Here is a 24,735-nt window from a genome sequence, read left to right as displayed (position 1 = left end):
CCGGTGTTCGCGTCAGTGCGGTTCTGACCAACTCCACTGAATCAAAGTCACAGAATCAATCCTACGCGAGCACTTTTCCGAGTTTCATCGGTATCCAAATTGCAGCCCCGAGTTTTTCAACAGAATTAGCCCTAAGCGGACATTGAAGCAGCCAACCTCGGGGTCAAAGATCAGGGCTTTCTGTACCAGTGAACGAACCGGACTAGCTCGCCAATAGTGGGAAACATCCAATAATCCGCAGCGTTGCCCGCTTTAAGAAGCGGGGCATTCTTCTCGTTGAGGTTCGAGTTGCGGCTTTTCGACGCTGAGTAGTGTCGTCGAAGAAAACAAGCCAACTCAGGTGGCGCAGACTCGCGGCAAGCTTGCGTCCAAAGATAAATCGACTTCTTCTCTTTCTCGATGGCTAGCTGGCGCGCGGCCCCGATGCTAAAACTTGCAATGTATTGCGTCGCATTGATCGGCCGGGCACCCAAACCAAGGAGGAATTGGATGGCAGACTCGACTTCAGTGCAATTTGAGGTGGTGCTCATTGGATTACGCCTCCGTGCACAAGAGAACCCAAAGAACTCACCTGTGCAATCACCAACGCTTTTTCGCGGTCGATCTTGTCGGGATTGGTCTTGACTGACAAAAGTTCGCGGCGCTTCCGACCCAGGAAGTAAGCGATTCGCTCGGCATTAGCACCCGCAGGGTGCGGAAGACCATCGAGCACTTGATGACGCTTGATCACGCCTTCGGACACCAGATAAGCCAGGGCATCTGCCACGGTCCCACCGAGAGGCACGAACACAGCTTCAGGCAATAGCCGTGCTTCGACTGCGAAGCCAGACATCAATTCGCGTTTCAGGACAGGCGTCTTTACCATGTTCGGCGTCCCGTTGTAGTTGCCATTTCGCAGAAAGACGGCGTTCCTTAACGCCGATGTCGTCTGGGCCAGCAGACTACGTGTTCCGAAGAGCTGTTCGCACGTCCTGAGTCCAAGGTGCTGATTCATGCCAATCTTGTCCAGAAGGGCGATCAGATTGGGGCGCATTGCTCCACTGAAGGCCCCGGTCAATTTTGCCGCTTGAAGCGCACCTTCAGCGCTACAGCCGCTATCGAGTTGTCGCCTCACTTCGGCAACCGCATTGACCATTTGGGTCTTGCCGGGGGTGATGCCGACGATTACCACGCGTGCTTCTTTGTTGATGAACTCAAAAGGGACATAGCTGATGCTGAGATCCCCTTCCCGTTTCATCAGCAGCTTTTCGAATAGTGAGTCAGCACCTTTCAGCTCTGACGACGAGAGGTTTTGGATGATGGGGGCGAATCGATGGAAAGATGAGTAGTCCATAGCGGCTTGAAAATTCCATGTGGACAGCGGGTAAGTTGCGACGCCGGTAACCCGCAGTAGATCTACAGGGCATATCGGAAACGATGAGCTTGATTGTCTAAGCGGGTCGCGATGTGGATCGCTATGCGTTGCAGGAGAGGTGTCGTGTCACTTGACGCGATACATCCGTTTGGACCTGCGGTCCTCATGTAGGACTGTCACGACCTTCCCAAAGCTCCCCTCGACCAAAGCGACGTCTTGCATCTTGTCCAGGGCACCGCGCAACTCCAGCCGTAGCTGTTCACGAATTCGAACCGTGCAGCCACCACCCTTCTGATACGTCGGTTCGCCGAACGCATGCAGCAAAGCGATCTGAAGGTCATTGATTCCGCGCTGCCTCTGCCTCGCCTTGGCGTGACTCGTCGTCGTCATGCTATTCATGCCTCTTCTCCCTTCAGCAATCGCAACTCTTTGGGGAAAAAAACTTTCATCACACAATCGATCAGCGCTCGCCGATCGACCTGGTAAAAATCTGCCAGAGGGAGGACACAATCCAGCGGCAAGTTGAAGACGCCATTTTCGACGGCCAAAATGGCTTCGGCTCCGACCGACTGGTGCATCACGACCAGCTTGCCCTGAGGACGATCAGCACCGATCCGCGCGCGTTGTTCGCGCAGGAACTGACCAAACTGAGAAGGTGTCCTGAGATCCTCGAGTCGTAGCCCATGACTCTGTGCACCAACCACTGTCGGCTTGAAGTTGCGTCGACCGAGCAACCAGTGACGTGCAGAAGAATTCTCGATGAGCGAGCTGCCGTCTTTGGCGTCCAGCTTGACCAGATCGCCCGCGCTCATTGCGTTGCGTATGGTGCGGATATCCACTCCGGCAAGAAGCGAGACACTCATGGGTATCATTGGGCTGCCCTCATCCAAACAGAAGCGTCCGTCTGCCATTGCAACAATCTCGGACCATTCATGCGGCGGCTCCTGCATTTCCGAGGTCGCCAACTTAAGAACGTCCGAGGCGGAAAGCACAAGGTCCATTTCTGCCAATCCACTCTGCGGCTGGCCATGGATGGCGTAGTCGTAGAGCTGACAAAGCAACTTCCATGACTGGTGCTCACGGAGGCGATTACGCATGACACTTTCATCCTCTTCGTCACCAAAAATCTGCTGAACGACGCCGGTCACTCCATAAGAGGCTTCGAGGGCGCCCATGGTTTCTTTGACTGCGTTGTAGAAGCTGTCGAAGAGGGCATCGTCGGGATGCGATGGAAACTTCTTGTCGGACGGCGATTGCTTGGAGGTATTTTTGGGCTTGGCCATAAATGATATTTTCTTGGAAAACTGCAGTTAACGTCCTGCACTGTGCCTCTCTCAGGCTCAGGTGTCAATGAAAATTGACTATTTCCACGAAAATTACATTTTCAGACGGTACGGGTGCTGTCTTTAGCCTTTCTGAATGACAGTCAAAGGCCGCAAGTAATTGATCAGCAGGCTGAGGTAGAAACATTCCGCCACTCCCTCAAAGGCAGCTTCTGAGAGCATGAGTTGCACAGAGCGACATAGGCGAGTGACTGGTTCTGGCACGAACGCGACGATGACAGTCAACTCCAATCAACCCGAAGCGTACATCTGGCAAGCTGCAGCTGCCCTCATTCCTTCTGGTCGCCAGAGGAGATTGCTGCCAGGTCCATCCACATCGCCCCCCAGATGTGGCCATCGGGGTCGGCCATGTCCCGGCCATACATGGAGCCGTGGTCCTGAACCGGATTGATGTCGGCCGTTCCGCCGTTTGCAGCTGCCGCCTCGTTCATGGCGTCGACCGATTCGCGGCTGTCGCAAGTCAGGGCAAGCGACACTTCGCTCGAGGTTGATGGCGGGATCGGGCGGCTCGTGAACGTGCGCCACTTCGCGTGGGTGAGCAGCATCACGTTGATGGCCTCGCTCCAGACCATGCAGGCCGCCGTATCGTCCGTAAATTGAGGGTTGTTCACAAAACCGATCGCCTTATAGAAGGCCACCGACACATCGAGGTCGGTGACGGGCAGGCTGATGAAAATCATCTTGGACATGGGTGGCTTCTCCATTAGGTTCGAGGGCGACAATGTGACGTTGTCACTTGTTTGACGAATGGCCCGCCGCCATTTCGACATGCACGGAGATTATTTTCGCTACGGCGACGAATCGTTCCCGGCAAAATGCCCCTGATGGACATCCGCTGCTGGCACGAACATGCCTGTCGCCTACGGCGGCTTCCAGCCCATTGCGCTCGTTAGCAGGAACTACCTGGATGAAGCAGGAATTCCAAGCCGGGTAGAATGCTCGCCGGCCCATCTGCTGCGCAGGTCAATAATGTCGTTGTTCTCGCGCTTGTTTCGCAAAGCGCCATCGCTCTCGCCAGTTCCGCCCTCAGCTCCTCAACCGGGCCCTTACGAAAAAGCCGACAAGGCGCATCCGAAGCCGCGCGCAGTCGATCGCGCGCTGGCCGCTCTTGCCGAGGAGAAAGCTTTGCAGTCGGCCATCGATGCCCGGGACATCCAGGCGGTGGCCCGGCTGGTCGTTGCGGGAGCATCGACCCAGGTTCGCCAGGCAGCGGCCCGCGCAATCGAAGATCCTGATGTGCTGCGGCAACTCATCCGCGAGGTACGCGGTGGCAATGACAAGAGTGTCTACAAGGTCCTGACAGCCAAGCGCGATGTCCTGCTCGAGCAGGCCCGCAAGCTCGATCAGCTGCAAGCCGAGATCAATGCGGCTTCGGCAGCCCTCGAGCGCCACAGCCAACGCCCGTACGACGCCTTGTACAGCGCGAGACTGGATCAGTTCGAGAACCGCTGGACTGCGGTGGCCGCGCAGGCCGATCCAGAGCTGCGCGGCAGAGTCCAGCAATGGATAGCCCGCTCGCAGGAGACCATTGCCGAACATCTGCGCCAGGCGGCGGCCCAGGCATCACGTGAGCAGGCTGCCGCCAACGCGGCTGCAGAGGCACGGCGCCTGCGCGAACAGCAGCAGCAGGCATCCGCCGCAGCGGCAGCGGAGCAAGCTCGAGTTCTAGAGGAACAGAAGCGTGCGCTGGCCGAAGAACGGCAGGCTGATCAGCAGGCGGTTCGCGAAATCGGCGAACTGATCCGGAAGGCACGTGCTGCGCTGAGCGGCGGCAGCACCTCCCGCGCGGCTGGGGTGCGACGGGCCATCGAGGAGAAGCTGGCGGGAGCCCCGCCTCTGCCGGCCAACCTGGCCAGCCAGTTACAACAGCTCGACCAGCAGCTCGACGAGTTGAAGGATTGGAAGAGTTTCTCGGTGACGCCGAAGCGCGCCGAGCTGATCGAGAAAATGGAGTCGCTCGTTGACGCAACGCTGGATCCTCTGGCGCTCGCCGAGAGGATCAAGAGTCTGCAGGATCAGTGGCGCACCCTTAGCAAAGGCGCCGGCGAGAATTTTGAGGCGGATTGGCAGCGCTTTCAGCAAGCGGCTAAGAAGGCGTATCAGCCGTGCAGCGAATATTTTGCTGCCCAGGCCCTCGTCCGGGAGGAGAATCTGCGGCGTCGCGATGCCTTGATCGCCAGGTTTAGCGCGTTCGAGGCGGGACACAACTGGGAGCAAGCGGACTGGCGGGCCGTCATCAGGGCGCTGCACGAGCTGAAGCAGGAGTGGCGCCGCTGCTCACCTGTGGACCGCGGTGCCGGCAAGCCGCAGCAGCAGAAGTTCGCGGCCCTCACCGCGAGCCTGCAGGGCCGACTGGATGCCGAGTACGCCCGCAACCTGAAGCAGAAGGAGGCGCTGATCGAGCGGGCTCAGGCTTTGCTCACCAGCGACGATGATCACAAGGCAATCGACGCGATCAAGGAGCTGCAACAGCAGTGGCGAACAGTGGGCCCTGTGCCGCGCGAGGTGGATCAAGACCTCTGGGGGCAATTCCGCCAGCACAGCGATGCGGTGTTCCAGAAGCGCGAGCAGGACTTTGCCGCCTACACGGCCGGACTCGAGAACAACAAGGCGCAGGCCATTGCCTTGTGCGAACAGCTCGAGAAGATCGCCGCTCTCGAGGGGGCTGAGTTGCTGGCGCGCGCCGCAGCGCTGGGCGACACACGTAGTGCCTTCGAGGCGCTCGGCGAGTTTCCGCGTGCCGATACGCGTGAGCTTCGCAACCGGCTTGATCAGGGGCTGGAGCGTTGCGGAGAGTCAATCGCCCGCCAACATGCACGCGGCGCCGAGCGTGCCTGGGACGATCTGTTCGAAGCCGCCGATCATATCCGCGCCTACAGGCTCGCCGTGGCACGCCGTTTGGACACTACGCTGATCGACACGTTGAAAGAGGCTGCCGAAACCTACATTGCCTCCGTCCAGCGATGGCCCAAAGGCGGTTTCGACGCGCTCAAGCAGGCGCTCGCCGGTGAGCGCTCCACAGATCTTGCGGCGAATGAGGCGGCTGTGAAGATGCTGTGCATCCGTGCCGAAATACTGACCGACATGCCGACTCCGCCGGAGGATCAAGCCTTGCGCCGCGACTATCAGCTACAACGCCTGGTGCAGGGCATGGGCCAGGGTCTCAAGGCTGATGAGACACAATTGGACACCATGGCGATTGACTGGGTGCGTGTCGGCCCTGTTGAGGATGTGGCATACGAGCCCCTATTGCGCAGATTCCGGTGCTGTCGCGAGCGGGGCAAGCCTCCCGTCGATGCTCGTCTCTGACCGATGCAGGTCGTTGTCGCTGCGCCGGCTCACACAGGTCAGCAGCGTCTCGACCAGGCGCTTCAACACTTCAATCAAGAGTACGGCCTGCGTCGGATTCCACGCATAGGGCGCGCCCTCGTCCATGTAGGCGCGCTGGGTTATTTCCAGCTGCAGCGCATACAGCTGCTCGCCGGGCCTGCCGTAATGACGGGTGATGTAGCCGCCCTTGAAGCGGCCGTTGACGATCGAGCTGAAGTGCTCGCTGCCGTTCAGCACTTGCCAGGCGGTGTTCTGCAGTCCGGCATCGCAGCTGGCGCCGTCGGCGGTGCCGAGATTCAGATCGGGCAGCCGGCCGTCGAAGAAGCGCGGCAATACCGAAGCGATCGAGTGTGCGTCCAGTAGCAGTGCGTAGCCATGCTGCTGTTTGACGCGCGCGATCTGTCGTGCAAGCTCGGCGTGGTATGGCGTCCAATATTGCTCGCGCCGCTGCTTGATTGCGTCCTCCGATGGCGCGCGCTTGGTGAGGTACAAGTCTTCGTTGTGAAAGCTGCGTGTCGGGCAAAGCTCGGTGTTGTCGGCACCCGGATACAGCGCGGCATTGCCGGGGTCGCGGTTCAGATCGATCACGTAGCGCGAATGCGTCGCCGCCATCAGCGTCGCGCCGGCGGCCAGCGCGAACTCGTAGAGCAGCGGTACGTGCCAGTCGGTATCGGCCAGCGTCTGCGCGATCGGCGTCAGATCGGCGAGGATATCGGGCGGCACGTAGGTACCGGCGTGCGGTACGTTGATGATCAAAGGCGCTGTGCCTTCGTTGAGGGTATAGAGGCTAGACATTGCTCGTCCCAGGTAGGTTGGGGTGAGCGCAGCGAACCCCAACAGGGTCGGCGCCGATGTTGGGGTTCGCTGCGCTCACCCCAACCTACCGTTTACCGCCGAAAATTCGGCCCACGCAGGGATTCGCGCCGAAGGCGTAAGCCAGTTCGGCCGGATGCCCGATATCCCATAACGCGAAATCGGCGCGCATGCCCACGGCGAGTTGGCCACGATCACGCAGGCCCAGCGCCAGCGCTGCATTCCGCGTCACGCCGGCCAGAGCCTCGGCCGGCGTCAGCCGGAACAGCGTGCAGGCCATGTTGAGCATCAGCAGCAGCGAAGTGCACGGCGAGGTGCCGGGATTGCAGTCGGTGGAAATCGCGATCGGCACCCGATGCTCGCGCAGCAGCGCGATCGGCGGCAGATGCGTGTCGCGCAGAAAGTAATACGCGCCGGGCAACAGCACCGCGACGGTGCCGGCTTGCGCCATCGCGCGCACCGAGTCCTCCGACGCGCATTCCAGGTGATCAGCCGACAGTGCGCCGTACTGCGCGGCCAGCGCAGCGCCGCCGGAGTCGCTGAGCTGATCGGCGTGCAGCTTGACCGGCAGGCCAAAACGCTGCGCGGCCTCGAATACGCGCGCGGTCTGCTCGCGCGTGAACGCAATGGTCTCGCAGAACGCATCGACCGCGTCAGCCAGGCCTGCGGTCGCGATCGCCGGCAGCATGTGTTCGCAGACTTCCGCGATGTAGTCGTCGGCGCGGCCGGCGAATTCCGGCGGCAGCGCATGCGCGCCCAGGAACGTGGTCCTGAGCTCGATGCCGTGCTGCCGAGCCAGCCGGCGCGCGGTATTCAGGATCTTCATTTCACTGGCCAGATCCAGACCGTAGCCGGACTTGATCTCGATCGTCGTCAGGCCTTCGGCGATCAGTGCGGCCAGGCGCCCGGCCGACTGCCGCAGCAGCTCGTCTTCGCTGGCCGCGCGCGTCGCCTTGACGGTGGACTGAATGCCGCCGCCGGCGCGCGCGATGTCCTCGTAGCTCGCACCGAGCAGGCGCTGCTCGAACTCGGCCGCGCGATCGCCGGCGTAGACCAGATGCGTATGACAGTCGATCAGGCCGGGCGTGATCCAGGCGCCGCCGCAGTCGTGCTCGACTACTCCGCGGTAGTCTGCCGGCAGATCGCGCCGTGTGCCGATCCAGGCGATGCGGTCGCCACTGATCGCGATGGCGCCATCGTCGATCAGGCCGTAGCCGTCGGCGGCGTCCGCCGCCAGCGTGGCGATCCGGGCATTGATCCAGACGGCATCGCCGCTCATGAGCCCGACCTCGCGTAGCGCGGGTCATACCCCAATGGCACTACCTTAGGAAGAAAATCCCCTCTCCCGCTTGCGGGAGAGGGTGGCGCGGAGCGCCGGGTGAGGGGCTTCTTCCCACCGAACAGCCCCTCATCCGCCCCTTCGGGGCAGCATCGAACGCAAGCGGGAGAAGGGACTGCAACGCTTAAGGTAGTGCCATTGGGGGCGTGACCCGCCATCTGCGCAGCAGATCGCGGAAAGCGGCGGGTCTCGACCCGCCCTACGGCATTGCTGGTATCGGTCATTGCAGCAGCCGGCGCAGCGACGCGCGGTACGCGGCCTTGCTGGTCTCGGCCGCAGCATGGCGGCCGTCGCGCACGCGCCATTGCCCGGCGACCATCACGTCGCGCACCGGCTGGCGTGCGGGGCCGAAGATCGCCGCGTCGAGTATCTGCTGCGGCGCGTGCTCGGCCAGCGCAGCATCGTCGCCATTTAGTACGACCCAGTCAGCGCGACGGCCGACTTCCAGCGAGCCCACATACTGGCCGACCGCGCGCGCGCCGCCGATCGCGGCGCGCCGATACAGAGCCTCGCCCAGCGATGCGCCGGTCTCGCCGGCCAGCACGTTGCGTCGCTGCGCACGCAGGCGTTGGCCGTACTCGAACAAGCGCAGTTCAAAGAACGGATCGACCCCGACATGGCTGTCGCCGCCGATGCCGAACTGCCCCCTGGCCGCGAGGTACTCGGGCGCCGCAAAAAAACCATCACCGAGGTCGGCCTCGGTGCTCGGGCACAAGCCGGCCACGGCGCCGGTCGCCGCCAGGCCGGCGACTTCATCCGGCCCCATGTGCGTCGCATGAATCAGGCACCAGCGCGGGTCGAGCCCGGCGTGCTCCAGCAGCCAGGCGACCGGGCGGCAACCGCTCCAGGCGAGGCTGTCCTCCACCTCCTTGCGCTGCTCGGCCGCGTGGATGTGGATCGGCCCGCGCGGATCCAGGATTTCGAAATGAGCGACTACGGCAGCCAGTTCATGCGGTGTCACTGCGCGCAGCGAATGCGGCGCGATGCCGAGGCGCATCTGCGGCTCGTGGATCAGCTGCGCATGCAGATCGGAAACCAGACGATTGAAACCATTGACGCTGTGGATGAAGCGGCGTTGCCCCTCAGTCGGCGGCTCGCCGCCGAACTGGCTGTGCGCATAGAACACTGGCAGCAGCGTCAGCGCTATGCCGGCGGTTTTTGCCGCCGCGATCAGCCGCTGTGACATCTCGTCCGCCTGTGAATACACTTCGCCTTTGGGGTCGTGATGCAGGTACTGGAACTCGGCGACCGTCGTATAACCTGCCTCCAGCATTTCGATATACAGCCGCGTCGCGATTGCCTCGACGTCATCCGGCGTCAGCCGCTCGAGAAAGCGATACATCTGCTCGCGCCAGGACCAGAAACTATCGTGCGCCGGGCCGCCCTTTTCGGTGAGCCCGGCGAGCGCGCGCTGGAAGGCATGCGAATGCAGATTGGGCATGCCCGGCAGTACACAGCCGGCGATGCGCTCGGCGTTGCCGGCTTCGGAATCGGTGGTGACGCTGGCGATCATGCCAGCGGCATCGACCTCGATGAGCACCTTGCTGGCCCAGCCCTGCGGCAGCAAGGCATGTTCGAGGGAAAAAGCCCTCACACTCGATCCTGGTTGACCGCAACGGCAGTGAACAATCCGGCGTGGTCGCAGATGACGCCAGGCGCCCCGAGTTGCAGGCGCTCGCGAAATTTCGCCGGCAGCTCGCGCTTGCTCAAACTGCTGCTGTTCACCAGCACATAGACCGTTTCGCAACGCGCCGTCACCTCCTCGCGGCCGACCACGCGAAAGTCGAAGCCCAGCGTGAACGAGGTGGTGCCCAGCCGCGCCGTCGAGACGCTGATTTCCAGCACGTCGCCGAAACGCGCCGGCGCCTCCCATTCGATGGTCTGGCGCACCAGCTGCCAGTCCATCGCGCCGCTGACGGTCTGGCTGGCGTAGCCGAGGGCGTTGATGAACTCGGAGCTGGCGAGATCGACGTAGTCTCCGTAGCGGGCGTTGAACACCACTTTCTGCGCATCGCATTCGCCGTAACGGACGCGCAGGTAATAGCGGAATGGCGGCGTCATCGAGGACTCCTCAGTTGCTGCTCCACGACGGCAACAGGTCGGACACCATCGGCGTCAGCGCCTCGTCGGCGAGCAGTTCGTCGGCGGCGGCGATATCCGGCGCGAAATAGCGATCCTCTGCGTAAAAACCCACCTTCTCGCGCAGCGCCTCATGGACGAAGCGCAGCGGCTCGGAGGTCTGCAGCGGCGCGTGGAAGTCGATCCCCTGCGCCGCCGCGAGCAGCTCGATCGCGACGATGGTGCGGGTGTTCGCGGTCATCTCCAGCAGACGCCGCGCGGCGAAGGTCGCCATGCTGACGTGGTCCTCCTGGTTGGCCGAGGTCGGCAGGCTGTCGACGCTGGCCGGATGCGCCAGCGACTTGTTCTCCGAGGCGAGCGCCGCAGCGGTGACGTGCGCCATCATGAACCCGGAATTGATGCCGGGTTCACGCACCAGAAAGCCCGGCAGGCCCGACAGCGTGGCGTCGATCAGCAGCGCAGTGCGGCGCTCGGACAGAGCGCCGATTTCGGCAATCGCCAGCGCCAGCGTGTCGGCGGCGAGCGCCACCGGCTCGGCGTGGAAGTTGCCACCCGAAATGACTTCATCGCCGAACACCAGCGGGTTGTCGCTGACCGCATTGGCCTCGATCACCAAGGTGCGCGCGGCCTGGTTGATCAGGTCCAGACAGGCACCCATCACCTGTGGCTGGCAGCGCAGGCTGTACGGGTCCTGCACGCGGTCGTCGTTGACCAGGTGCGAACGGCGGATCGCACTGCCTTCGAGCAGCCGCCGGTACGCGCCCGCGACCGCGATCTGCCCGATCTGGCCGCGCACCTCGTGAATGCGCTCGTCGAACGGCGCATCGGAGCCTCGGGCGGCGTCGACCGACAGCGCACCGGTGACGACCGCGGCGGCAAACACGTCCTCGGTTTCCATCAGCGCGCGCAGCGCCAGCGCGGTGGATACCTGGGTGCCGTTCAGCAGGGCCAGGCCTTCCTTGGCGGCGAGTTCGATCGGCGCGATGCCGGCTCTCGACAGCCCGAGCCTGGCCGGTATCACCAGGCCGTCGACGCGCACCTCGCCCTCGCCCATCAGCGCCATCGTCATATGCGCCAGCGGCGCCAGATCGCCGGACGCGCCGACCGAGCCCTTGGACGGAATGCAGGGCAGCACGCCGGCGTTGTACAAGGCCAGCAGCGTTTCGATCACGTAGCGCCGCACGCCGGAAAAACCGCGCGCCAGGCTCGCCGCCTTCAATACCAGAATCAGCCGCACGGTTTCGTCGTCGAGCAGATGCCCGGTGCCGACCGCATGCGAGCGCACCAGATTGCGCTGCAACTGGGTGAGCTGATCCTGCGGGATATGGGTCTTGGCCAGCTTGCCGAAGCCGGTGTTGATGCCATACAGCGGCGTGCCGCGTTCGACCGCGGTCTGTACCGCCAAGGCAGAGGCGTCGACCGCCGCCCAGGCCGAGGGATCGATCGACAGCCGCGGGCGCCCGTCGAGCAGATGGCGCAGTTCGCGCAGCTTCAATCGGCCCGGTTTGAGGTGCCATTCGGACATGAGCTTGCTCCTTCTTGTCTCCTTCCCCCGCTTGCGGGGGAAGGCCGGGATGGGGGCGATGATGAGGGAGCAGCGCCGCGACGAACGCCCCCACCCTGACCCTCCCCCGCGAGCGGGGGAGGAACTTCATTCATTTGATCATCGGCAGGTCCAGCCCCTGCTCTTTCGCGCATTGGATCGCGATATCGTAGCCGGCGTCGGCGTGACGCATCACGCCGGTGCCCGGATCGTTGGTCAGCACGCGCGCGATGCGCTGCGCGGCGGCATCGGTCCCATCACAGACGATGACCATGCCGGCGTGCTGCGAGTAGCCCATGCCGACGCCGCCGCCATGATGCAGCGACACCCAGGTAGCGCCGCTGGCGCAGTTCAGCAGCGCATTGAGCAGGGGCCAGTCGGAAACCGCGTCGGAGCCGTCGCGCATGCTCTCGGTCTCACGGTTCGGGCTGGCCACCGAACCCGAATCCAGGTGATCGCGGCCGATCACTACCGGCGCTTTCAGCTCGCCGCTGGCGACCATCTGGTTGAACGCCAGGCCGACCTTGGCGCGATCGCCCAGGCCGATCCAGCAGATCCGCGCCGGCAGGCCCTGGAATGCGATGCGCTCCTTCGCCATGTCCAGCCAGCGATGCAGCTGTGCGTTGTCCGGCAGCAGCTCTTTGACTTTTGCATCGGTGCGCCAGATGTCCTCGGGATCGCCGGACAGCGCGGCCCAGCGGAACGGGCCGACACCGCGGCAAAACAGCGGGCGGATGTAGGCCGGCACGAAACCCGGGAAATCGAAGGCGCGTTCGACACCGGCTTCCAGCGCCATCTGGCGGATGTTGTTGCCGTAGTCGACGGTCGGGATGCCAAGCGCGTGGAAACCGAGCATCGCGCGAACCTGCACCGCCATCGACTGCTTGGCCTCGTTGATCACGCGCTGCGGCTCGTCACGACGCGCGGCGATGGCCTGGTCCAGGCTCCAGCCCTGCGGCAGATAGCCGTTCAGCGGATCGTGCGCACTGGTCTGGTCGGTGACCAGGTCCGGACGCGCGCGCGCATCGCCGGCCTGGCTGCGTTTCAGCAGCTCCGGGAACACGTCGGCGGCATTGCCGAGCAGGCCCACCGAGATCGCCTGCCTGCGCGCGACCGCCTCAGTGATCATCGCCAGCGCTTCGTCTAGCGTATCGGCGCGCTTGTCGAGGTAGCGCGTGCGCAGCCGCATGTCGATACGCGTGCTGTCGCACTCCACCGCGAGCATCGCCGCGCCGGCCATCGTCGCCGCCAGCGGCTGCGCACCGCCCATGCCGCCGAGCCCGCCGGTCAGTATCCATTTGCCGCCCAGTTCGCCGCCGAAATGCTGGCGCCCGGCTTCGACGAAAGTCTCGTAAGTGCCCTGCACGATGCCCTGGCTGCCGATATAGATCCACGAGCCGGCCGTCATCTGGCCATACATCATCAGGCCCTTGGCATCGAGCTCGTGAAAGTGCTCCCAGGTCGCCCAGTGCGGCACCAGGTTGGAGTTGGCGATCAGCACGCGCGGCGCGTCGGCATGGGTGCGGAACACGCCGACCGGCTTGCCGGATTGCACCAGCAGGGTCTCGTCGTCGCCGAGCCGCCTCAAGGTCGCGACAATCGCGTCATAGCTGGCCCAGTCGCGCGCGGCGCGGCCGATGCCGCCGTAGACGATCAGATCCTCGGGCCGTTCGGCGACCTCGGGATCGAGATTGTTCATCAGCATGCGCAGCGGCGCTTCGGTCAGCCAGGAGCGGGCGCTGAGCTGGCTGCCGCGGGCGGCGCGGACGACGCGGGCGGCGGGCATCGTGGGTTGCATGGCGGGTCTCGATAGCGGCAGGCGGCTACTCAAACATCCACGGGCGGGTGATGCAAGCTGAGAAAGTACTCAGCCGTGTAGGTTGGGGTGAGCGCAGCGAACCCCAACATCAGCGCGGACGAATGTTGGGGTTCGCTGCGCTCACCCCAACCTACACGCTACGCGCTGCCGGCCCGCATTGGCGTAGCGCACAATACACAGCATGCGACTCCTGATCATCGAAGACGACACCGACACCGCGGCTTACCTGAGCAAGGGCCTGCGCGAAGTCGGCCACACCGTCGATCATGCCGCCAGCGGCAAGGACGGCCTGTTCATGGCCGCATCGGAACGATACGACGGCATGATCGTCGACCGCCTGCTGCCACAGGTCGACGGGCTGACGATCATCTCGACCTTGCGCGCCGCCGGCAACACCACGCCGACGATCATCCTGTCGGCGCTGGGCGAAGTCGACGATCGGGTACGCGGCCTGCGCGCCGGCGGCGACGACTATCTGGTCAAGCCGTACTCGTTCGCTGAACTGCTGGCGCGCCTGGAAGCGGTGCTGCGCCGCGGCCGCGGCAGCAACTCCGCCGAAACCGTGCTGCGCGTCGCCAACCTGGAGATGGATCTGCTGGCGCGCAGCGTGCGCCGCGGCAGCCGCAGCGTCGATCTCAAGCCGCAGGAATTCCGGCTGCTCGAATACCTGATGCGTAACGCCGGCCAGGTGGTCACGCGCACGATGCTGTTCGAGAACGTCTGGGATTATCACTTCGACCCGCAGACCAATGTCATCGACGTCCATATCTCGCGGCTGCGCGGCAAGATCGACGAGGACGGTGATGCGCCGCTGATCCAGACCGTGCGTGGCGCCGGCTACTGCCTGCGCCTGCCGCCGGCCTCGCCGCGCGCCTGAAAATGCGCGCGCTGGAGCTGCTGCGCTCCCGCGCACTGCGCTTGGCGCTGCTGTACGCGGCGCTGTTCGGCGTGTCGATCACCGTGCTGCTCGGCTTCATCTACCTGATCGCCGGCAACTACGTGCGCAGCCACGTCGACGAGTTTGTGTCGTCGGAACTCGATATGCTCGAAGCCGACTACCAGCTCGACGGCATCGACGGCGTCATCGGCCTGATCAATTCGCGCGACACCTCCGACCACAGCAATCACTGGTTGTATCTGTACGTGGCCGCGGATGGTCGGCGCCTGGCCGGCGATCACGACCCCTGGCCCAGGGCCTCGCCCGAGCCGGACGGTTTTCTGACGCTGCCTGTGCGTGACGGGATCGGCACGATCCGCGCGCGCGAGGCGCACTTCCCCGACGGCAGCCGCATCCTGGTCGGGCTCAACGACTACGAGGCCAGCGAAATGCGCTCGGCGCTGGCGCGTTCGATGGGCTTCGGCCTGGGCGCGATGCTGCTGCTGGCGATCGGCGGCGGTGTGCTGGTGACGATGGCGACGCTGCGCCAGATCGAGTCGATCAACCGGGTCACTCACGACATCATGGCGGGCGATCTGAGCCAGCGCGTGCCGATCGGCGGCAGCAACGACGAGTTCGATGCGCTGGGGCGCAACATCAACGCGATGCTGGATCGCATCGGCATGCTGATGGACGCGATCCGCGGCGTTACCGACAACATCGCCCACGATCTGCGCCTGCCGCTGGCGCGGCTGCGGGCGCGGCTCGAAGCCGCGCTCACGCAAGGCAGCAGCGCCGCCGAGCTGCAGCGATCGATTGGCCATTCGATCGAGGAGGTCGACTCGATCCTGGTCACGTTCGGCTCCTTGCTGCGTATCGCCAACGTCGAATCGGGGCGCCTGCGCGAGAGCTTCACCGACGTCGACCTGTCGGCCATCGCCATCGATGCCGAGCAGTTGTTCGAACCGATCGCCAACTCCGAGGGCAAGACCCTGCTGCTGCGCGTACAGCACGATGTTCACATCGACGGCAGCCGCGATCTGCTGTTCCAGGCGCTGGCCAACCTCGTCGACAATGCCCTGAAATACACGTCCGCGGGCGGAGAGATCGACATCGAACTGGCCGTCGAGCATGACATCGTGCAACTCGTCGTCGCCGACAACGGCCCCGGCGTCGCCGCCGATCAGCGCGACAAAGTGTTCCAGCGCCTTTACCGCGTCGATCCCAGCCGCAGCACCGCCGGCAACGGCCTCGGTCTATCGCTGGTGCGCGCGGTGGCCCTGCTGCACGAAGGCAGCTGCGAGATCGAAGACAACCGTCCTGGCGCGAGAGTCGTGCTGCGATTGCCACTCGGGCCGCGGCAAGGGCCGGCGAATCAGCGGTAGCGATGCGACTGGAACTGGTCGTACGCGGTCTGGTAGTACGCGGTCGCCAGATCCACCAGCTCCGGGTCAGCCTGATCCAGATGCGAGAAATGCGTGGTCGCCGGCCCCGGCGCACCCGGCGTACGCACATAGCCCTGGCATTCGGCACTCTGGTGCAGGCCGAGAATGCACAGCTTGCCGTCACGCATCAGCGCCACGTCGTGGTTGTGATTGAACAGCAGCGTGCGCGGTTCGCCCGCAGGCCAGCGCAGCACGTCCTGGCCGAAGAACGGCGCCTGATACGGCAGGCCGAGGATGCCCAGCACGGTCGGTGCGACGTCGATCTGGCTGGTCAGCGTGTCGACCAGGCGCGGCTGCAGATGCGCCGGCGCCAGGATCAGCATCGGGATCTCGTAGCTGTACAGCGGGATGTCGGCCTTGCCGTAGGCACGCGCGCCGTGATCCGCGGCGACGATGAAGAGGGTGTTGTCGAACCAGGGATGCTTGCGCGCCTCGCGGAAGAATTCGCCGATCGCGTAGTCGGCGTACTGGGTGCCGGCGTTGCGTCCGCCGCCCTTGGGCTTGATCCCGGGAATACCGTCGGGGAACGTGAACGGCTTGTGGTTGGAGGTCGACATCACGATCGAGAAGAACGGCTTGCCGTCCTTGGCACGGGCGTCGAAGTAGTCGATCGCATGATGGAACAGATCCTCGTCCGACACGCCCCAGATATTCGCGAACTTGGGATGCTGGATATCGGAGCGGTCCGATAGCGCGAAGCCATTGCCGGCGAAATACGCGTTCATGTTGTCGAACGCACCGAAGCCGCCGTACAGGAAGCTGGTGTGATAGCCGAGGCCGCGCATGGTCTTGCCCCAGGTCGCGATGTCATCAAAGCCCTGGCGTTTCATGATCGATTCGCTGGGGATCGGCGGGAACGAGGCGCTGAACGCCTCCAGCCCGCGGACCGTGCGCGTGCCGGTGGCATAGGCATGTGTGAACAGCAGGCCCTGCTTGGCCAGCGCATCGAATTCCGGCGTCAGATTGCGCTTGTCACCGTAGGTACCGACGAACTCGGCACCCAGCGATTCTTCGGACAGCAGCACGATATTGAGCTTGCCCAGGCCCTCGGGTCGTGCCGGAAAGCGGCGCGTCAGATCACCAGCCGGCAGATTGACAAATTCGCCGCCGCCACGCTGCAGGTCGCGCACCAGCAGATCCTGCATCTTCTGCGGATCACCGGTGCGGTAGAACGCGTCGTAGTCGATGTGATTGGTGCGGAACGCGGCGAAGAAATTGGCCGGGCCATTGGCGGCCAGCTCATTGGCGACCCGGTTGCGATATAGCGACAGACGATCCGCCGGCCAGGCGACGATCGCAGCGACGATCAGCAGCGCCAGACCGCCGACCAGGCCGGCGCGCGCCGACTTGGAAACCGGCTCGGTGCCCGGCCAGGCGGCCAAGCGGCGGCGCAGCGCCCAGGTGATGAAGGCCGCGACCACGCCCAGGATCAGGCTCAGCGATCCCACCGGATACTCGGCACGGATGTCGCCGATCACTTCGGTCGGATAGATCAGGTAGTCGACCGCGACCAGATTGAAGCGCGAATCGAACTCCTCGAAGAAGAAATACTCCATCGCGCAGACGAACAGCATGCCGAAGATCATCAGCCAGACGCCGCCGTAAAGCAGCACGCGGCCGGCCCTGCGCCGGTTCCACCGCATGCTCGTCAGTGCCAGGTACAGCGCGAACGGCAACAGCAGATACAGGAACTCGATCGCATCGTTGATCGCACCGAGCAACAGGATCGACGGCAGGCGGATCGCCGGCACGTTCGCGGCGATACCGAAGCGGAGCCACAGGTAGCTGCGCAGCACTGCCGACAGCGTGACCAGCACCGCGAACATCATCCACAGCGGCTTGAAGGCGGACAGCTTCGACGGCGGAAGAACAGAGTACGGACGGGAGTTGTCGATCGTAGGCATTTTTATTTTTTGGGAATTTCGTGACGCCTCCCGACAATGGGAATCCCATTATGGGCGGCACATACGATGGCGCCAGCGGCTTAACGCAAAGATGGCGACAGGATTAACGAACTTTAACCCGCTCGCGGCTCGTAGGTTGGGGTGAGCGCAGCGAATCCCAACATCGGCGCGGCACCCCCGTTGGGGTTCGCTGCGCTCACCCCAAGCTACGGGATCTACGGAATCCTCGGCGTCGACGGCACCACGTCGGCGTTCTGCGCACGATGGCGCAGCAGGTGGTCGATCAGCACCAGCGCGACCATCGCCTCGGCGATCGGCGTCGCGCGGATGCCGACGCAGGGATCGTGGCGGCCGGTGGTACGCATCTCCACCGCCTTGCCTTCGCTGTCGATCGACCGGCCCGGCGTGGTGATGCTCGAGGTCGGCTTGATCGCAAGCGCGCAGACCAGATCCTGGCCGGTGCTGATGCCGCCGGCGATGCCGCCGGAATGGTTCGACAGAAACGCCTCGGGCGTCATCTCGTCGCGATGTTCGGTGCCACGCATGCCGGCGACTCGCATGCCGTCGCCGATCTCCACGCCCTTGACCGCGTTGATACCCATCAGCGCGTGCGCGAGGTCGGCGTCGAGCCGATCGAACACCGGCTCGCCCAGCCCCGGCGGCAGGCCGCTGGCGACAACCCGGATCAGCGCGCCGACCGAATCGCCTTCGCGGCGCAACTGGTCGATCAGCGCTTCCATTTCGGGCACCCGCGACGCATCCGGCGAGAAGAACGAATTGTTCTCGACCGCGTCCCAGTCCACCAGGTCGAGCACGATCGGCCCCATCTGCGCCAGATAGCCGCGCACTTTCACGCCGAGTTTCTCGCTCAGGTATTTCTTCGCCACCGCACCGGCCGCGACCCGTACCGCGGTCTCGCGTGCCGAACTGCGGCCGCCGCCGCGATGATCGCGAATGCCGTATTTCTGGATATACGCGTAATCCGCATGGTTCGGCCGGAACACCTGCGCGATCTTGGCGTAGTCGTAGGAACGCTGATCGGTGTTCTCGATCAGCAGCGCGATCGGCGTGCCGGTGGTTTTGCCGTCGAACACACCCGAAAGAATCCGGACCTTGTCCTCTTCCTTGCGCTGCGTGACGTACTTGCTGGTGCCGGGCTTGCGCCGGTCCAGATCGGGCTGGATGTCGGCTTCGCTCAGCTCCATACCGGGCGGACAGCCGTCGATCACGCAGCCGATCGCGGGGCCATGGCTCTCGCCGAAGCTGGTGACGGTGAATGATTTGCCAAAGGTGTTACCGGACATGTTTTAGAACTCGTGAGTAGTCCCTTCTCCCTCCGGGAGAAGGTGCCCCGAAGGGGCGGATGAGGGACTCGGAATCCGCGCGATCGTCGAGACCCTCACCCCTGCCCCTCTCCCGGAGGGAGAGGGGAATTCTTTTCAAGAAGGCCAGGGGTCATCGTGTCTCCAGCCAGCTCACCAGCTCGGCGCGCGCGATCACGAACACACCGTCGCCGCCGCGCGTGAACTCCGGCCAGCTGACCGGAATGGTCGGATAGCGCGCTTCGAACTCGTCGATCGAACCGCCGATCTCGCAGACCAGCAGGCCATCTTCGGCCAGAAAGTCCGGCGCCTCCGTCAGGATGCGCTCGACGATGTCCATGCCGTCCTCGCCCGCCTCCAGCGCCAGCTTCGGCTCGCGCTTGAATTCGGTCGACAGCGCCTCCCACTCGGCGCTCGGCACATACGGCGGGTTGCTGACGATCAGGTCGTAGCGGCGACCGCCGAGCGCGTCGAACAGGTCGGACTGGATCGCGGTCACGCGGGTCGCGAGGTCATGACGCGCGATGTTGCGGCGGCAGACTTCGAGCGCACCGCCGTCGATCTCGGCCAGATCGACTTCGGCGTCCTCGAACACGTCGGCGCAGGCGATGCCGATGCAGCCGCTGCCGGTGCACAGATCGAGAATCTGCAGCGGCTCGCCTGTGATCCAGGGCTCGAAGCGAGCCTCGATCATCTCGGCGATCGGCGAACGCGGCACCAGCACGCGCTCGTCGACATAAAAGCTCATGCCGCAGAACTGGATCTCGCCAATCAAGTACGCCGCCGGCTTGCGCGTGTCGATGCGCTGCTGCAGCAGATTCAGCACCGCCTCGCGCTCGGACGCGGTGACCGCGGATTCCAGGTACAGCGTGGGCAGGTCGGCGCTCAGGTGCAGCTGGTGCAGCACCAGGTGGAACGCCTCGTCCAGCGCATTGTCAGTGCCATGGCCGAAGCTGAGACCGCGGCGGCCGAACTCGCTTGCGCCCCAGCGAACCAGGTCGCGTACCGTCATCAGAGCCTGGGTGTCGCGGGTATCGGTCATCGAGCGGGTTCGGATCGTGAAATAATGGCAACACAGATTTGAATTATGCGGCGCGCAACCCACGCCAGCAATTGAACCGCCCGAGCCCAGCATCCCCATGTCGATCGCAAAAGCCACCATCGTCGGCGTAATCGCCGCGCTCGCCGCGCTCGCCGGCCTGCTCGTCGCGACCTCGATGAGCGGCTCGAAGAACATCGAAATCCAGACTGGCACGCTGCTCAAGCAGCCACGCGCGATCGAGGCATTCCAGCTCAGCGACACCGCCGGTGCGGTTTTCGACAATGCGCGCCTCCAGGGCCACTGGTCGCTGCTATTCGCCGGCTTCACCTACTGCCCCGACGTCTGCCCGACGACGCTGGCGATGCTCAAGGGGCTCAAAACCCGGCTCGACAGCGCGCAGACGCCGGTGCAGGTGGTGTTCCTGTCGGTCGATCCGCAGCGCGACACGCCCGAAAAGCTCGAGCGCTACGTGCATTACTTCAGCCCCGATTTCATCGGCGCGACCGGCAGCGACGCCGAGCTCGAAAAGCTGGCGCGCTCGCTGAGCCTGGTCTACGCCAAGGTGCCCGGCGAGACGCCGGAGAGCTATACGGTGGATCATTCGGCGGCGCTGGTTCTGGTCAATCCCCAGGGCCAGGTCGCCGGTTATTTCCTGCCGCCGCATCGCGTCGACGAGCTGTCGGCCGATCTGCAGCGCGTGGTCAGGGAACAAGGCTGATGCGATGCCTGCACTGGCTGATCGCGGCCGCATCGATGCTGCCGCTTCCGCTGCTGGCCTGCGACGGCCTGGCGCTGGTACAGCCCTGGATCCGCGAAGCTCCACCGGGCGCGGCGGTGATGGCCGGCTACGGCAAGCTGGTCAACAACGGCAGCAAGCCGGTGACGATCGCCAGCATCAGCAGCCCTGATTTCGGCAGCGTCGAGATCCATCAAAGCAGCATGGCCGACGGCAGGATGCGCATGCGCCGCGCCGATCCGCTGACCCTCGCACCGGGCCAGAGCGTCGAGCTGACACCTGGCGGCTATCACCTGATGCTGATGCAGACGAAGCAGCCGCTGCTCGCCGGCCGCAGCCATCTGTTGCTGCACTGCGCGGACGGTGATCTGGCCGCGGATTTCCCGGTCCGTGCGCCTGCGTCAGAATGAGGCCATGAACGACTCCCCTACCGCGGCAAGCGATGCGAGCACCGGCGACCGGCTGTTCTCGCTGCTGCAACTGTGCCTGCCGACGCGCTTGTTGTCCTGGTGCATCTTCAAGCTGACCCGGATCGAGAGCCCCGGCTTCAAGAACGCCTTCATCCGCGTATTCATGAGCCGCTTCAACATCAGCCTGGCTGAAGCGGAATTTGAAAAGCCGGCGTCCTACAAGAGCTTCAACGAGTTCTTCACCCGCGCCCTGAAGCCGGATGCGCGGCCGCAGGCCAGCGGCGCCGGGGTGCTGATTTCGCCGGTCGACGGCGCGGTCAGCCAGCTCGGCCAGGTCGACGGTGATCGCATCTTCCAGGCCAAGGGCCATCACTACACCGCGGCCGAACTGCTCGGCGGCGAGGACCTGGCGCAGCCCTTCATCGGCGGCGAGTTCTGCACCATTTACCTTGCGCCGAACAACTATCACCGCCTGCACATGCCGCTGACCGGCACCTTACGCGAATGGGTCTACGTGCCCGGCCGGCTGTTCAGCGTCAACCCGGCGACCGCGCGCGCGATGCCGAAAGTGTTTGCGCGCAACGAGCGCGTTGCGGCGATCTTCGACACCGAGATCGGGCCGTTCGCGATGGTGCTGGTCGGCGCGTTCTTCGTCGGCTCGATCGAGACCGTCTGGGCCGGCATGATCTCGCCGCCGCACCGGCGCTCGCCGCTGGCGCGCTACCAGCCGGTGCATCCGCCGACGCTTGAACGCGGCGCGGAGATGGGCCGCTTCAACATGGGCTCGACGGTGATCCTGCTGGCGCCGCCGGGCGCCTTGCAATGGAACCCGGCGCTGGGCGCGGCGACGCCGCTGCGCATGGGCCAGGCGATCGGCATCAAGCAGCGCGCCGCGATCGGAGCGGTGGCTTGAGCGCGGCTCTGGACATCGCGCCGGCGACGCCGGCCGACGTGCCGCTGATACTCGGCTTCATCCGCGAACTCGCCGAATACGAGCACCTCTCCGACCAGGTCACAGCCACCGAAGACGCGCTGCGTGCGACGCTGTTCGGCGAGCGCCCCGCGGCCGAGGTGCTGATCGCGCACCACGACGGCGTGGCGGCGGGATTTGCGCTGTACTTCCAGAACTACTCAACCTTCCTGGCCAAGCCCGGCATCTACCTGGAAGACCTGTATGTGCGCCCGGATCAGCGCGGCCACGGCATCGGCCGCGCGCTGCTGGCGCATATCGCCAGGCTCGCGGTGGCTCGCGGCTGCGGCCGCTTCGAGTGGTCGGTGCTGGACTGGAACGCTCCGGCGATCGGCTTCTACCGCCGCCTGGGTGCGGCGCCGCAGGATGAATGGACGATCTTCCGGCTGAGCGGCGATGCATTAAAAGCGCTGGCGTCCCCGAACTAAGCCGCGCCTGATCCGCTCTAAGGGCTCGTAAATGGATAACGTTCGTCCAAGTTATCCATTTACGAGCCCTTAGCCCCAACGAAATCCGTCGCGCGCGATCCCGCGTAAACTCGAACCGTACCCAAAAACGCCGCGCATGACCTCCTTCCGCCTTTCCGGCTGTTCTGCGCTGTCGCTACGCGGCGGGCTCGCTGCTGCCACGGCCTTGCTGATGGTCACCAGCGCGCTGGCCGCCGATGCGCTGGAGCGCGAGCCGATCAACAGCGTCGGCCGCGGCGCGCCCAGCGAGCTGAACCTGCCGCAGATGGGTGAGCCTGCCGACGCGGCGATGTCGCCGTCGCAGGAAGCCGCGATCGGCGCCAGCGTGATGGCCGAGCTGTACCAGTACGACTACGTCGTCGACGATCTGGAAATCAGCGAGTATCTGTCCAATCTCGGTTACCGGCTGGTCGCCGCGGCGCCGCAGAAGCCGCCCAAGGTCGACGTGTTCATGGTCGCCGACCCGCGCATCAATGCCTTCGCGCTGCCGGGTGGCCACATGGGCTTCAATGCCGGCCTGCTGATCGCCAGCCGCAACGAGAGCGAACTTGCCGGCGTGATGGGCCACGAGCTCACCCATGTGATCCAGCGCCATGTCGCGCGCTCGCAGGACGACCAGGGCGGCGTCGGCACCTTCGCCACCTGGGCCGCGGTGCTCGCCGCGATCATCGCCGGCTCGGCCGACCCGAACGTGGTGCTGGCGGCGCTGGCGATCGGCCAGGGCTCGCTGTACCAGAAGCAGGTCAACTTCACCCGCGCCAACGAGCTCGAGGCCGACCGCATCGGCATCCAGATCATGGCAGACGCCGGCTTTGATCCCGAGGGCATGGCCGATTTCTTTCAGCGCCTGGAGCAGCAGTCGCGGCTCTACGGAACCGGCCTGCCGGAAATCCTGCAGACCCATCCGGTCAACACCACGCGTATCGCCGAAGCGCGCGAGCGCGCTGCGGTGATCGAGGCGGGCAAGCCGCGCAAGGTCGTCGACTCGCTGGACTATTCGCTGATGAAGGCGCGCACCCGCGTGCTGGCAACGGATTCGCAGAGCGAGGCCATCGAGATTTTTTCGGCCGAAATGAAGGCCGGCCACGACACGCCCGACAATCGCTACGGCCTGGCCTTCGCGCTGAGCGGCGCCGGCAACTACAAGGACGCGATCAGCGCATTGAAGCCGACGCTCGAAGCCTACCCGCGCCAGGCGACGGTGATGCTGCTGATGGCCCAGCTCAAGCTCGGTGCCGGCCAGAATGCCGACGCGATATCGCTGTTCGAGAAAACCTACCGCATGTATCCGAGCTATGCGCCGGCGATCCTGCGCTATTCGCAGGCGCTGATCGAAACCGGCAAGCCCGACGAAGCGCGGCAGATCCTGCTGGCTTCCGAGCAGGCCTACGGCACGCGGCTGGAGACTTATCGTCTGCTGTCGCAGGCCGCCCGCGACGCCGGCAACAACGGCGAAGCCAGCTATGAGATGGCCAACTACCTGTACTACCGCGGCGACTACGGCGGAGCGCTGGCCCAGCTCGACGCCGGCCTGCGCATCGAGTCGCTGCCGCAGCCGCAGCGTGCGCGCATGGCGGCACGCCGCGCCGAAGTGCGCGAGGCGCTGCCGCGCAATTTCAATCCGTACGCGAAACCGCAGCGGCGTTGAGGGCCGCTGTGTCCTTCGATACGCCTGTCCCGAGCGCCGTCGAGGGGCGCCGCGTAACCCATGGCGCTTACAAGAACCCGGCAACCCGTGATCGAACAGCACAGCCGCCCGATTCGCGGCACTGTAGGAGCGGACCTTGTCCGCGATTGAGGCTCCACCGGTGCAATCGCGGTCAAGGACCGCTCCTACAGTTCCAGCCAGCAACGGCGGTTTGATCTGCAGGAACCATGCACCCGCAAATCCAAGCTGCCGTAGGCTGGGTTGAAGCGTAGCGAAACCCAGCTTGGCGCTCGC

At 64.5% G+C, this 24,735-nt stretch carries 22 protein-coding genes; 8 read left to right on the top strand and 14 right to left on the bottom strand.

The window, feature by feature from the left end; translation table 11 throughout:
- Nucleotides 1-170: 170 nt before the first annotated feature.
- The 5 genes from JWQ90_RS07660 to JWQ90_RS07640 all read right to left on the bottom strand — a co-directional run bounded on the left by JWQ90_RS07660 (nt 171) and on the right by JWQ90_RS07640 (nt 3,386).
- The gene (locus tag JWQ90_RS07660) at nt 171-530 is read right to left on the bottom strand and encodes a hypothetical protein (RefSeq protein ID WP_299691619.1); all 360 of its coding nucleotides are present in this window, start codon (nt 528-530) and stop codon (nt 171-173) included.
- The gene (locus JWQ90_RS07655; protein WP_299691616.1) at nt 527-1,333 is read right to left on the bottom strand and encodes a hypothetical protein; all 807 of its coding nucleotides are present in this window, start codon (nt 1,331-1,333) and stop codon (nt 527-529) included. The genes JWQ90_RS07660 and JWQ90_RS07655 overlap by 4 nt, the downstream gene beginning before the upstream one ends.
- Nucleotides 1,334-1,480: 147 nt before the next feature.
- Complete coding sequence (locus JWQ90_RS07650) at nt 1,481-1,753, bottom strand: hypothetical protein (protein ID WP_299691613.1); 273 nt, start codon at nt 1,751-1,753, stop codon at nt 1,481-1,483.
- The gene (locus JWQ90_RS07645; RefSeq protein ID WP_299691610.1) at nt 1,750-2,637 is read right to left on the bottom strand and encodes a hypothetical protein; all 888 of its coding nucleotides are present in this window, start codon (nt 2,635-2,637) and stop codon (nt 1,750-1,752) included. Before JWQ90_RS07645 ends, JWQ90_RS07650 begins: the two co-directional genes overlap by 4 nt.
- 329 nt (nt 2,638-2,966) lie before the next feature.
- Complete coding sequence (locus JWQ90_RS07640; protein WP_299691608.1) at nt 2,967-3,386, bottom strand: VOC family protein; 420 nt, start codon at nt 3,384-3,386, stop codon at nt 2,967-2,969.
- Nucleotides 3,387-3,546: 160 nt separating this feature from the next.
- Here JWQ90_RS07640 and JWQ90_RS07635 point away from each other — a divergent pair, with 160 nt between their 5' ends.
- Nucleotides 3,547-6,006 (top strand): DUF349 domain-containing protein, encoded by a 2,460-nt coding sequence (locus JWQ90_RS07635; RefSeq protein ID WP_299691605.1) that lies wholly within the window; start codon nt 3,547-3,549, stop codon nt 6,004-6,006.
- On the opposite strand, the gene hutG is transcribed toward JWQ90_RS07635, so the two are convergent.
- The 6 genes from hutG to hutU all read right to left on the bottom strand — a co-directional run bounded on the left by hutG (nt 5,944) and on the right by hutU (nt 13,599).
- Nucleotides 5,944-6,822 carry an N-formylglutamate deformylase gene (gene hutG / locus JWQ90_RS07630; RefSeq protein WP_299691603.1) on the bottom strand — a complete coding sequence of 293 codons (879 nt, stop codon included), beginning with the start codon at nt 6,820-6,822 and terminating at the stop codon, nt 5,944-5,946. The two genes, JWQ90_RS07635 and hutG, sit on opposite strands and share 63 nt — an antisense overlap.
- Nucleotides 6,823-6,907: 85 nt before the next feature.
- On the bottom strand, nt 6,908-8,119 hold the full coding sequence (hutI, locus tag JWQ90_RS07625; protein WP_299691600.1) for an imidazolonepropionase: 1,212 nt from the start codon (nt 8,117-8,119) through the stop codon (nt 6,908-6,910).
- 280 nt (nt 8,120-8,399) lie between these two features.
- Nucleotides 8,400-9,773, bottom strand: a complete 1,374-nt coding sequence (locus JWQ90_RS07620) for a formimidoylglutamate deiminase (RefSeq protein ID WP_299691597.1) — start codon at nt 9,771-9,773, stop codon at nt 8,400-8,402.
- Nucleotides 9,770-10,240, bottom strand: a complete 471-nt coding sequence (locus tag JWQ90_RS07615; protein ID WP_299691594.1) for a thioesterase family protein — start codon at nt 10,238-10,240, stop codon at nt 9,770-9,772. The genes JWQ90_RS07620 and JWQ90_RS07615 overlap by 4 nt, the downstream gene beginning before the upstream one ends.
- A gap of 10 nt (nt 10,241-10,250) precedes the next feature.
- Nucleotides 10,251-11,783, bottom strand: a complete 1,533-nt coding sequence (hutH, locus tag JWQ90_RS07610) for a histidine ammonia-lyase (RefSeq protein ID WP_299691591.1) — start codon at nt 11,781-11,783, stop codon at nt 10,251-10,253.
- 130 nt (nt 11,784-11,913) lie between these two features.
- A complete protein-coding gene (gene hutU, locus JWQ90_RS07605) occupies nt 11,914-13,599 on the bottom strand; it encodes a urocanate hydratase (protein WP_299691588.1) in 1,686 nt (561 codons plus the stop codon).
- A 202-nt stretch (nt 13,600-13,801) separates the two neighbouring features.
- Between hutU and JWQ90_RS07600 the strand changes: the two genes are divergently transcribed.
- On the top strand, nt 13,802-14,497 hold the full coding sequence (locus JWQ90_RS07600; RefSeq protein WP_299691585.1) for a response regulator transcription factor: 696 nt from the start codon (nt 13,802-13,804) through the stop codon (nt 14,495-14,497).
- A gap of 2 nt (nt 14,498-14,499) precedes the next feature.
- Nucleotides 14,500-15,882: a HAMP domain-containing sensor histidine kinase gene (locus tag JWQ90_RS07595; RefSeq protein WP_299691582.1), complete on the top strand. Its 1,383-nt coding sequence runs from the start codon at nt 14,500-14,502 to the stop codon at nt 15,880-15,882.
- Here JWQ90_RS07595 and JWQ90_RS07590 read toward each other — a convergent pair.
- From JWQ90_RS07590 to prmB, 3 genes are all read right to left on the bottom strand, one after another.
- Nucleotides 15,873-17,846 (bottom strand): LTA synthase family protein, encoded by a 1,974-nt coding sequence (locus JWQ90_RS07590; RefSeq protein ID WP_299691579.1) that lies wholly within the window; start codon nt 17,844-17,846, stop codon nt 15,873-15,875. The two genes, JWQ90_RS07595 and JWQ90_RS07590, sit on opposite strands and share 10 nt — an antisense overlap.
- 215 nt (nt 17,847-18,061) lie before the next feature.
- Complete coding sequence (gene aroC / locus JWQ90_RS07585) at nt 18,062-19,150, bottom strand: chorismate synthase (protein ID WP_299691576.1); 1,089 nt, start codon at nt 19,148-19,150, stop codon at nt 18,062-18,064.
- 151 nt (nt 19,151-19,301) lie between these two features.
- Entirely contained in the window at nt 19,302-20,210 is a 909-nt protein-coding gene (prmB, locus tag JWQ90_RS07580) for a 50S ribosomal protein L3 N(5)-glutamine methyltransferase (protein WP_299691573.1), read from the bottom strand.
- A 97-nt stretch (nt 20,211-20,307) separates the two neighbouring features.
- Here prmB and JWQ90_RS07575 point away from each other — a divergent pair, with 97 nt between their 5' ends.
- The 5 genes from JWQ90_RS07575 to JWQ90_RS07555 all read left to right on the top strand — a co-directional run bounded on the left by JWQ90_RS07575 (nt 20,308) and on the right by JWQ90_RS07555 (nt 24,441).
- Nucleotides 20,308-20,928: an SCO family protein gene (locus JWQ90_RS07575; protein ID WP_299691570.1), complete on the top strand. Its 621-nt coding sequence runs from the start codon at nt 20,308-20,310 to the stop codon at nt 20,926-20,928.
- Nucleotides 20,928-21,356 (top strand): copper chaperone PCu(A)C, encoded by a 429-nt coding sequence (locus JWQ90_RS07570; protein ID WP_299691568.1) that lies wholly within the window; start codon nt 20,928-20,930, stop codon nt 21,354-21,356. The genes JWQ90_RS07575 and JWQ90_RS07570 overlap by 1 nt, the downstream gene beginning before the upstream one ends.
- A 4-nt stretch (nt 21,357-21,360) precedes the next feature.
- The gene (gene asd, locus JWQ90_RS07565; protein ID WP_299691565.1) at nt 21,361-22,269 is read left to right on the top strand and encodes an archaetidylserine decarboxylase; all 909 of its coding nucleotides are present in this window, start codon (nt 21,361-21,363) and stop codon (nt 22,267-22,269) included.
- The gene (locus JWQ90_RS07560) at nt 22,266-22,754 is read left to right on the top strand and encodes a GNAT family N-acetyltransferase (RefSeq protein ID WP_299691563.1); all 489 of its coding nucleotides are present in this window, start codon (nt 22,266-22,268) and stop codon (nt 22,752-22,754) included. The genes asd and JWQ90_RS07560 overlap by 4 nt, the downstream gene beginning before the upstream one ends.
- Nucleotides 22,755-22,890: 136 nt before the next feature.
- Entirely contained in the window at nt 22,891-24,441 is a 1,551-nt protein-coding gene (locus JWQ90_RS07555) for a M48 family metalloprotease (RefSeq protein ID WP_299691561.1), read from the top strand.
- Nucleotides 24,442-24,735 lie beyond the last annotated feature (294 nt).

This window comes from Hydrocarboniphaga sp. (assembly GCF_028291725.1).
Classification (GTDB): domain Bacteria; phylum Pseudomonadota; class Gammaproteobacteria; order Nevskiales; family Nevskiaceae; genus Hydrocarboniphaga.
This window is presented reverse-complemented; position numbering and strand designations above follow the sequence as displayed.